Annotated in this window: 10 protein-coding genes; 1 reads left to right on the top strand and 9 read right to left on the bottom strand. The window is 32.0% G+C overall.

From position 1 onward, the window contains the following. Window positions 1-804: 804 nt before the first annotated feature. From QRY57_RS01635 to QRY57_RS01620, 4 genes are all read right to left on the bottom strand, one after another. Window positions 805-1,392, bottom strand: coding sequence for a hypothetical protein (locus tag QRY57_RS01635; RefSeq protein ID WP_286015301.1), 588 nt, complete (start codon window positions 1,390-1,392; stop codon window positions 805-807). A gap of 642 nt (window positions 1,393-2,034) precedes the next feature. Beyond that, on the bottom strand, window positions 2,035-2,430 hold the full coding sequence (locus QRY57_RS01630) for a hypothetical protein (protein ID WP_286015300.1): 396 nt from the start codon (window positions 2,428-2,430) through the stop codon (window positions 2,035-2,037). Window positions 2,431-2,549: 119 nt separating this feature from the next. Next, window positions 2,550-3,143: a hypothetical protein gene (locus tag QRY57_RS01625; protein WP_286015299.1), complete on the bottom strand. Its 594-nt coding sequence runs from the start codon at window positions 3,141-3,143 to the stop codon at window positions 2,550-2,552. A 352-nt stretch (window positions 3,144-3,495) separates the two neighbouring features. Then, window positions 3,496-4,281 (bottom strand): helix-turn-helix domain-containing protein, encoded by a 786-nt coding sequence (locus tag QRY57_RS01620; protein WP_286015298.1) that lies wholly within the window; start codon window positions 4,279-4,281, stop codon window positions 3,496-3,498. Between the two features lie 230 nt (window positions 4,282-4,511). Here QRY57_RS01620 and QRY57_RS01615 point away from each other — a divergent pair, with 230 nt between their 5' ends. After that, entirely contained in the window at window positions 4,512-5,087 is a 576-nt protein-coding gene (locus QRY57_RS01615; RefSeq protein WP_286015304.1) for a MerR family transcriptional regulator, read from the top strand. Window positions 5,088-5,421: 334 nt separating this feature from the next. Here the strand turns inward: QRY57_RS01615 and QRY57_RS01610 are convergent, their stop codons facing one another. The 5 genes from QRY57_RS01610 to QRY57_RS01590 form a co-directional block, all read right to left on the bottom strand. Then, window positions 5,422-5,772, bottom strand: coding sequence for a 6-aminohexanoate hydrolase (locus QRY57_RS01610; protein WP_286015303.1), 351 nt, complete (start codon window positions 5,770-5,772; stop codon window positions 5,422-5,424). A gap of 720 nt (window positions 5,773-6,492) precedes the next feature. Then, window positions 6,493-7,104, bottom strand: a complete 612-nt coding sequence (locus QRY57_RS01605) for a helix-turn-helix domain-containing protein (protein ID WP_003209444.1) — start codon at window positions 7,102-7,104, stop codon at window positions 6,493-6,495. 221 nt (window positions 7,105-7,325) lie between these two features. Then, window positions 7,326-8,795, bottom strand: a complete 1,470-nt coding sequence (locus QRY57_RS01600) for a plasmid recombination protein (protein ID WP_286015302.1) — start codon at window positions 8,793-8,795, stop codon at window positions 7,326-7,328. A gap of 390 nt (window positions 8,796-9,185) precedes the next feature. Next, the gene (locus tag QRY57_RS01595; protein WP_026593405.1) at window positions 9,186-9,419 is read right to left on the bottom strand and encodes a hemolysin XhlA family protein; all 234 of its coding nucleotides are present in this window, start codon (window positions 9,417-9,419) and stop codon (window positions 9,186-9,188) included. A 278-nt stretch (window positions 9,420-9,697) separates the two neighbouring features. Continuing rightward, on the bottom strand, window positions 9,698-9,832 hold the full coding sequence (locus tag QRY57_RS01590) for a hypothetical protein (protein ID WP_286015199.1): 135 nt from the start codon (window positions 9,830-9,832) through the stop codon (window positions 9,698-9,700). Window positions 9,833-9,872: the final 40 nt, after the last annotated feature.

Genomic DNA, 9,872 nt, shown 5'->3' with positions numbered 1-9,872 from the left:
CCTCGCTATAATACCATTAGAAATGACTAATAGAGGCCTAATTTTTGTCTAAATATATAAATATGCAATATTGCATATAAAAATGTATTGTTATAAATGTAAGCGCTTACTATAATAAAAGCATAAAGATAAATCACATCTTAGTAGCAACAAAAGAGGAGGAAATAATATGGAAATCGCAATGGCAGTTTTAAAATTTGTAGGTGGATTAATTCCAATGGTTCAAGAACTTTTAAAAACATTTATGTAAGTCCATTATTCCGCAATTATTTATAAAAATTATCATACAAATGATCTGTATATCAAAGATGAAGTGATTTGCAGATCATTTGTGTGAGCAAAGTCCCTCTAGTATGATTAAGGGACTTTTTTAAATTTCTACATACTTGAGGTTCCCTCACATCAACATCAAGTTAAAGCACTTTTAAAACATTAAAAGGTGCTTTTTATTTTTTATTGAAAGTAAACTTTTGCATATTTGTTTACATTCAAATTACCGGAAACATTAACCTTATCCCAATACCCTTAATGTCCTTAAAATTAGAAAGAAAAGTATACATTCAAAACGATACAAATAAAGGAGTACAGAAACCCATGGATAAAAATTTTATTTCAAATAAAATCAATTTATGAATATAAGTAATTTAAATTATTAAAAGTAGTTAATATAAAAAACTCTGATTTTAAAAAGATCAGAGTTTTTTTAAATAAATACATTGGTATCAATAAAGAAGAGAAAGATAATATACTAGATACATTTTATATTCATATAATCAGTTTTCTTAGAAGTTTTAAATTTTTTGCTTAGGATGGAAATCTAGCTGCTTCAAAATGAGTGTAGTTCAAAAGTGCTGGGTTATTTACAGAAATAGTACCTGCGACTGAAGAAAGGGCTATTACATCTACTTGGTCTCCAGCATTTAAACGAAGGATTGTAGTAGCAGTAACTATATTTGTAAAACCAGTTAATGGACCGAAGAAATCATTATCACCTGCTGCAACTATTACACCATTTACGCGAATACCGACAAATGCACTGCGATCAACTTGTTGTGTGTCAAAAGTAACTGTTGCAGTTATATTGTAAACTCCATTTTTAGATGGAATAAATGTAGAAGTATTTGGATTATATTCGCCTGCTAAATCAAATTGTTCAATTTGAAATAATACTTTTGTACGTGTATTTGCAGCTATATTTTGAGGTGCATTGTTAACAGCTCTAAAAGCTGATGCTCTTACGTTTTCTTTTTTTTCATCTTTCTTACAACAATCTACATTTATTTTAATAGAATGATCACCGCATTCATTTTTGTAATACTTGTAGTACTTATCATCATAGTGATCATCGTACTTATTTTTATAATACTTGCAGTATTTATTATAGTCTCCCATATTCTATCTCCTTTTCAATATTATAATAAATACTATTAAGATTTTAATAGTTATGCTTGTATGCTTGTCCAGCATTTTGGAAAAAACCCACGCTAAGCAAAAAATAAAATAAGCCATCCATATGGATAGCCTATTTACATAAAATTCGAAAGCAGAAGTCAATGTATCTTTAAGTTTTGTTTGATTTTCCGTTTTTTTAAGTGTGAAAAAAATTCACACCCTACCTCTTATAAACCCTTGATATTACTGACTTTCTTCACTTTTCTCTTATCACTCTTATATATAGGCTAAAAGTTCCGCAAGGAACAGGTAGTATTTTTGAGCAAAGAACGCTCAAAAATCTCCACCTTGTCCGCTATGCTACCTCCTTGCAAAACTTTTTTCGGCAGGTGATAGCATGTCGCCAAGCCGAACATACCAAAAACAAGGATTTAAGTTATTCGACTTAGACTAGCAATTGTACCTGCCGAACCGCTTAAATCCATCGCTTAATAATTTCACTTATACTATATACAATTACGTTAAATTCCTGGGGGCTAGCCCCCAAACCCCCAGCCAGCACTCACAACCAAAAACAACGGAAATAAAAAAATCAAAAGAAACTACCCATGTTATTATATTTGCATGGTAGTTTCTTTTGATTTACACTGTTATTTTTCTTATTATAGCTACTTCTTCTTTATTTAATGAAGTATATTCACCTCTAATGTTTAGCACATCGGCTCCCTCTTCATTATAAAATATACTCACACGTAATGAAGGACTTCCTTCATCAGATTTGTTAATTACAAAAACAACATCAGGATCTTTTCCGGTTGGATCAAATGAATTATTTGTTATCCACTCTTTTTTATTAAATATTTTGGATATAGTTCTTATTTTTTTCTTATCTGTTGTATGTTCAAACCTTACTTCATTGTGGACTGTAGATTTTCCAATTCCTAAAATTTCATCTGTTAAAAAGGAGTTTGTTGAATTACACCCTGCTAGTAGTACGCAGACAGATAGGAGAAGGGTAAAGATTAATGTATTTTTCATCAAACCACCTTCCTTTAAATAATTATACTGTACTGTTATTAGGGTATTCTTTATTATTTTATATTTTTCTTTTAAAAAAGAGCATTTATTTCTTCTCAGAAACGAATACTCTTTTTTAATTAAGGAACTATTTTAAAATATTTATATCCGCTATACCAATACTTAAAGTGATCCCTTTGTTGAGATACTGAATATCCTATTGAAAAAGCAGTAGTATTTGCCCCAGAACTATAAGTTTCAACCATGTTTCCATAATTGAAAAAATCTCCATTAACTAGGTATTCAATACCTCGCTGGTCATTATTCCATGCTTTTACGTCACCACTGAATACCTTAGTTCTACCCCAAGCATCTTGTCTAAGTAAATTTGCATAATTTATATTACCAATCCAACCAAAACTACCATCGCGACATTTATCAACAACAACAACTAAATAAGGTTGATAAAATGTAGAGACATCTAATTGAGTTCTTGCTTCACCGTAACCACATGTACCTAAAGTTTGTAGGTTATTAGGATTTTCAAGTTTAACTTCTTGAATAGAAAGACCACTATAATTAGCAATGCGTTCCATAGCTTCTTCGTATGTTAATTCTTCAAATGTTGTACGCTCATCTACTTTTTCGATATTCCCAGCAGCTGAAGTAGGTCCTACCCCCATTAAGGACCAAGCGAAAATAAAAGCTAGAGTAAGGCTAACAAGTTTTTTCATCTTTTAACCACCCCTTTTATTTATTTAAAACCCTATTTTATACTTTTTATTTAAAATATGGAATATTATGTAAATAATTAGTCTATATCAATTTATATCTGTTTGTGATTTACACAAGATGACATAGAAAAATTGGATTTTCTCGCAGAAGTGGGACAAGAGCGTATAACAAATGTAATACATGAGATGAGGTTGAATATTTCAGTGAAACTAATTTCATGTACAGACATCATACAAAAAGCTAATAGGGGTATCGCCAGCATTTCGGAAAAAATCCACGCTAAGTAAAAAAATAAAATAAGCCATCCATTTGGATAGCTCATTTACATAATTATCGTTAGCGGAAGTCATTTTAAATATTTTCTAATTTTTTTCTTCCTTTTTTTAGAAGCTTAAAACTTAATCTATTCACATATTCTTCATTCCTTACCAGTAACAAATACGAATTAAGTATTATTAAGGTGCGAAGCAAAATATAGGAACCACAAGTAATTAAACCTACACAAAATGGATAATAAGGTATTAAAACTCCTGAAACAATACCTTTTTTTTCAAATAAAAAAGGTAATCCACCTGCTACGATTAAACAAACTCCCACTATTATTACAACAGTATATCTTTTTTTATTATGGTTATATCTGATTAACAATTCTTTTAGATAGTTTTGATCAAATAGTAAAGCCTCTTTGCTGAGTATTTTATATTGATGATCTTCTATAGATATTGCGGTTGCAAGTATTCCAACCCCAATCGTAGCAATTAGAATGATAAGAAATGTATAAAGAGCTGTATTTTGAAAAACTAAATAGGGTACAGTGGATAAAATAAGTAGGCTAATGCCCAAAGCAACATATTTAGATATCTTACGTTGATCTAATAAATAACCTTCTGCCATCTCTTTACTTACATAATATCCTTTTTCATTTTCTTTGATTTGTTTCACCGTATCTTTTAACAAATAATCAATAGATACCTCGAAAATGTTTCCGATCATAAGGAGTTTTTCAGTTTCGGGAAACCCTTGACTATTTTCCCACTTACTAATTGCTTGTCTTGTAGTGTTTAATTTTTCAGCTAAAGCTTCCTGAGAAAGTCCTTTCTCTTTTCTTAACTTAAAAAGTTTTTCACCAAAGGTCATATATATGAACTCCTTTCTTCTAATAATTGGATTATCTCAAAACCAAAAATGTTTTTCTATATTATTACAAATGCATTTTGTCAATTTACGGTTGCAGTGATGTTATGTAATACGTTTTGTGTAAAATTCAACTGTATAAAGGAGATAAGCATTCCTTTAAAGAATTGCTATAACACAAAGAGAACAGTAGAATAACGCTAGAAGAATGGTTCATAGAAGGAGGAATTCCCATGGATTTTGGTTATTTTGCTGCTGAAGTCTGCAAAGACCTAAATTTAAACAGCAACACCCTCCGAAAATGGAGTTTAGCATTGGAGAATGCTCAATACATATTTGAGAGGAATTCACGAAATCAACGTATTTATTACGAAAAAGATATAGCGTTATTGAAACGAATGAAAGACTTAATGGCGGATGGTAGCCGGACATTAGAAAACGCTGTACAAACCCTTACAAATGAACAGGATAACGCTGAAATAACGCATAGCGTTCTTATTTCGGAGAACAGTAAAGTAACGGTAAAGGAACGTTACCAAGAAGATCTTCTTTCCACATTCCAAGAAACAAATAAACAATTAGCATGTACCTTGCAACAACACGAAATCATTGCACAACAAAATAAGCAAATTCTTGAGTTATTGCTAGAAGAACGGCAAAGAACAGAAAAAGAACGAAAAAAGAACGCTGAAATACAAAGAGAAAATGAAGAATTGAAAGAAAGATTAAATAAAGTACTAGATTACATCGAGAAACAAGAAGAAAATAACTCAAAAAAATCGTTTTTTCAACGAATGTTAGGAAAATAGGAATTTCATGAAAAAATTTCAATTATTATACGTGAAATTTTAATTTTAAAACAAGAAAATATGCAGGATTTTATACAATTTTCCCGCATATCTGGCAACAAATCAGAACCCGAAAACTCGCACCATTGCGGGAATGTATAAAATCCTGCATATTTCATAATGTTGGAGAATAAGAGAAACCCTTGGTGTGAATGGATTCTTGGATTGAAAGAACTACCAATAATAGGACGTTATGTTAACCTCATATGTATATAATATACAGTTAACTAAAAATGAAAAGTTTACATTTGAAAATGAACAATAAAAAATAGTAGTGTAAAATCACTACTGTTTTTTATTGTTTCTTATAAATAATTTTTTTGTATTCCTGTCTATATAATTTAAACGAATAAATAGCTCCAATAAAGAATACAAAAGCTTCAAATAATATAAAGATTTGGCGGAAATTCTCAATATCTTTACCAACTAAAGAAATAAATATAGCATTCATTAAAATTTGAGTAGTAAACATACGAGAAGTAATTTTTAAATAAATAGCATTTGTTCTTTCATCTGGTTTACCAATTTTTTTGTAAATAATAATAAGTGCAATTACTGAACCCAAAAATAGAAGTGCTGTAAGTCCTACAACGATATTAAAATTGGTTGTACTTTCTAACATCCATTTATTTAATAGATCAATCATTATTATCTTCCTTTCCTACATAAGAGAATATTTCGTTCTTCTTTTTCACTATAATAAAAAAAGAAAAAGGAAAACATCGAACTTTCTTACAAACATTCGTATATTCTTACAGTTTTGTCATTTTGTAAATGTATTCATCGCCTTGCCTTTCACTATTTTCTTTGAAAAACATAGTGAATTACGAGAGAGAGCGCTACAAGATCAACTTCCGAGAACAGATTTTACGTCAACTAGCATCTTTTGAAAGTGCTAGTTTTTTTGTTTTGATCTTATCTTTTGATCTTCCATTGCTTTTTGTTTGGAGTGCTGGCTCGTCGTGTGGGGACGAAACCCCACGGTTTAAAACATAGCGTTATAACGAATAAGAGAAAATCTAGAACTAATGATCTAGCGGTTCGGCTCGTATACTTGCTAATCCAAGCCGAGAACCATTGCATTGCTTTTTGTCCTTCGGCTTGGCGAGAAAAGCACACGAGCCGAAAAAAGTTTTGCCAGGATGGAGCGTAGCGAAAAAGGTGGAGATTTTTGAGCGTTCTTTGCTCAAAAATACTACCTGTTCCTTGCAGAACTTTTAGCTTTATATAGAGAGTGAGAGTAAATTAACCTTATTTGGTTATAAAAATGTTGTTATATCAAGGATTTATAGGTATTTTCGTAGTTATCAAATTAGGTAACATTAGTTATCAAATTAGGTAACTACGAAAACATAAAAAATAGCCCTTAAAAAAGGGCTATTGGAAATTTTTTTAATAAAGGTTTGGATTTTATAAATAATGCTTTTAAAGTAACTTCAATATTGTCACGTTCACCAGAGAACATAATGTTAGGATTAATAAAAATTGCGTTAGTACGTACGTTATTACCTTCAATTTCTTGACCTACTGCTTTTACTACAATACCTTTTTCTTGTAATTGCTTTAATACTCGACTAACCTTAGGTTTACTCGTTCCAAGACGTTCAGCAATCTGCGTTTGAGTCATAGGAACTGCACTTCTAGAATGAATATCATCAACTATACAATTACTTTTAAATTGTAAAAATCGTTGAATGCGCATTAAAAATAGTATTTCTTCATCAGTAAAATATCCTGTCTCCAAAGCATAGTTCCAATTATCTTGAATCAATTGAACAAACCTCACTTTCGATTGAGGACTTTTTTTAGTACCTATGTACAGCTCTTTACCAGTAGCTTTAGCCATAATTTCCATAGCTTTTTCTAATTCAGCTTTTGAAACCTCATTATGATCTTGCTTAAATTGTTCATTTTCAATTTCTAAATCTCTTTTTCTAGCATTTCTTTCAGCTTGTCCAAAATCTACAACTTTTGTCATAAAATAATTCTCTCCCTTAGTGGAAGGAATCAACTTTTATATGTTAGAATGTATATAGAATATATATTGGTTGATTCCAACCTTATTATGAAAAACCGCCTGCCGACCAAAGCATGGGCGGTTTTTCTCGTTTATTACATCTTTCTTTATAATAACATGAAATACATTACTAAAGGTTTCCATCTACTAAAAACCAATTCTCTTTTTCACTATTATCACGTCTATCTTTCCATATCAAACCCTCTCTGCTTATTCATTTCCCTCTTATCTTCCTGTTCAAAATGATTATTAACTCCCCTACCAACCAATTCATTTTTAACAAGCTCTCTAAGCGTCTGAAATTGCTCTTTTAAAGCTTTTTTCGTTTGTTGGTATAAAACCCTTATATTTGTTTGTAAATCCTTTATATGAGCTTTTAAAGACCCTATTTCCTTATGTAATACACTAACTTCTTTTTTTAACTGACCTTTTTCTTGTTTCAATATCCTATTCTCTTCCATCCAACCTTCTGTAGTCATTTTTAAACTTTGATACTCTTTCACAAAGTCTGTTTTTCTCAAACGCTCATAATCCTTTTTAATAGTAACCGCTGCGTTCACTTGTTTTGTTAATTCTTGATATTGTTCTGGTGATAACACATAATTCCCAGTTTTTTTCTTCGTGACTTCAGCTTTCCCAAACGTTTTATTATTCTGTACTTCTGTTATTACTTCTTTACGCAAAAATGGAATTTTAATAGGTTCATTTGGTACTTGATCCTTAACACCATCTAATTCTTTTTGCATTTGTTCTACTCTTTTTTCTAACTCTATATGACGCTGACCAATTAGCTGCAATTTTTCACTTTCACTCTCTACTTGTTGTTTTACTATCTCTAATTCTTTGTACTTATCAACGACATCACTTTCCAAACGCTTTTTCATCATCTGTAATTCTTTTGCTTTTTCTTCAGCATCTTTCAAATGATGATCAACAACTTGTAATTGCGTTTCTTTTTCTTGTACTTGATTTTCAACAAATGATTTTGTTTCTGCATATTCCTTGTATTGACGGACTTTCATGTACTTGTGAGACCCTACATTGGCCCTTTCAAAATCAGAAATATGTTCTTTTGCTAATTCCTCGATATAAGCCGTTTCTAATGTTCTCCAATTCGCAATGAGTTCCGTTCCTTTTCCTTTTATGCCTTGTTGTTGCAAGGCTCTATCCATTCCGACACGCCTCGTTAATCCTCGACTACTTTCGAAATTCGGTACATAGTTAATATGTAGATGGGGATTGGCTTCATCATCATGTAAAACCATGTTATAGACTGCTAGATTTGGATTCCGCTCTTGAAACGCTTCAGCATAGCGCTTAAGCGCTTCTTTTTTGGCCTCCCTATACTTTGGGTCGTCCTTGCCTTCCCCAATCGCTACAACGAGTTCTCGTTGCTCATGTGTCTTTTCATCTTTACGTATTTTTTCATAATAATCCTTAATCTTACGGTCATTCCGTTTTTGTTTCTCGTTATACTTGTCCACCGCTTCTTGAAAGACATCCTTGTATACACTTCGGATGTCCTTTTGAACAAAGTAGATATTCTCGTCTAACCTGGATGGATCGATGCCAGGATTCCCATGAATGTTTTCCCTGTTATTATGGCTTAATGAACTTTGGTGAGATTGATTAAATGAAATAGAGAACAACATAAAGTGCCACCACTTCCCCTAGATTAATTGATACCATAAGTCTAGCAAAGCGACGAAATGGAGTCAATTAACGTAACCCTATACGTATTTTGACGCTTTCGCATCAAAATCGATAGGGGTCTGCGACGCTTTTCGGCTTTGCCGAGCCATGCCCAGCATGGCAAAAACAAACCTTGGGCTTTGCCCAAACCCACTGGGGAACCCTTCCCCAGCCCCCCTTCAATCGAACTCCCCAACCCCTCAATCCTTGAGGGGCTCCCTCGCCGGTTGGCAGGAACAAACGGTAGTTTGTTCGGTGCCAACCCCGGGTTTGGGTATCGTGCAGTTGGTCAAGTCAAATACTCCCTCTGCTTCGCTAGGTCCGTTTTGATTGACCAACACCTTTTTTTCCTATAACAAATTTCTTGCGAGTACACCAAGTACCCCTGTTACCAATGCGCTTACGATCAATCGTAAAATCCATGTAGTATTCGCACTGATTTTATCTAATTGTTTATTAATAGTTAAAACATCCCTTTCAGCTACTAGTATTCTTGCTTCTAAATTTTTCACATCATGTTGAATAGCTTTTAAATCTAGATTCATTTGATTAACATCTTTTTCCAGTTCCTCCAATTGTGTCATATAACATACTTCTCCTTTACAATTAATTATCAATATATTATATGTATATAAAAATAAAAGGTTATAATATAAAAAAGAGCAAGTTACACTTGCACATATAACATCTCCTAAAAAAAATTAAATACTAATCAATATGATTTACCAAAAATAAACAAGTCTTGATCAATTATTCTATAAAATCTTTTCCTCTCTATTTTTAAGTATGAGACAAAAAATTAGATAAAACAAAAAAGCCTTACCTCTGTAGGCAAGACTCCACTAGTGTAGTTGTATAGTATTTATAAAACAAGTAAGAAACTAAAAACATATAACACCAAGTAGCAGAACCCTAACATTCCGCCTACAGCTAGTACCTGTTTAACCCAGCTCTTGAGTTTCAAATTACTATCAATCACTTGCAGCACTCTTTCCATATCGTTTCCTCCTATTAAGGAGAACCCTTGAAGACTCTCA

The sequence above is a fragment of the Bacillus arachidis genome (assembly GCF_030285945.1).
GTDB classification, from domain to species: Bacteria; Bacillota; Bacilli; order Bacillales; family Bacillaceae_G; genus Bacillus_A; species Bacillus_A arachidis.
Note: the sequence above shows the minus strand (reverse complement) of the source record. Positions and strands in the feature narration are given on the sequence as shown.

Coding starts and splice junctions, on each gene's coding strand:
- QRY57_RS01635 (WP_286015301.1), bottom strand. CDS start 1,392: ATGGGAGACTATAATAAATACTGCAAGTATTATAAAAATAAGTACGAT.
- QRY57_RS01630 (WP_286015300.1), bottom strand. CDS start 2,430: ATGAAAAATACATTAATCTTTACCCTTCTCCTATCTGTCTGCGTACTA.
- QRY57_RS01625 (WP_286015299.1), bottom strand. CDS start 3,143: ATGAAAAAACTTGTTAGCCTTACTCTAGCTTTTATTTTCGCTTGGTCC.
- QRY57_RS01620 (WP_286015298.1), bottom strand. CDS start 4,281: ATGACCTTTGGTGAAAAACTTTTTAAGTTAAGAAAAGAGAAAGGACTT.
- QRY57_RS01615 (WP_286015304.1), top strand. CDS start 4,512: ATGGATTTTGGTTATTTTGCTGCTGAAGTCTGCAAAGACCTAAATTTA.
- QRY57_RS01610 (WP_286015303.1), bottom strand. CDS start 5,772: ATGATTGATCTATTAAATAAATGGATGTTAGAAAGTACAACCAATTTT.
- QRY57_RS01605 (WP_003209444.1), bottom strand. CDS start 7,104: ATGACAAAAGTTGTAGATTTTGGACAAGCTGAAAGAAATGCTAGAAAA.
- QRY57_RS01600 (WP_286015302.1), bottom strand. CDS start 8,795: ATGTTGTTCTCTATTTCATTTAATCAATCTCACCAAAGTTCATTAAGC.
- QRY57_RS01595 (WP_026593405.1), bottom strand. CDS start 9,419: ATGACACAATTGGAGGAACTGGAAAAAGATGTTAATCAAATGAATCTA.
- QRY57_RS01590 (WP_286015199.1), bottom strand. CDS start 9,832: ATGGAAAGAGTGCTGCAAGTGATTGATAGTAATTTGAAACTCAAGAGC.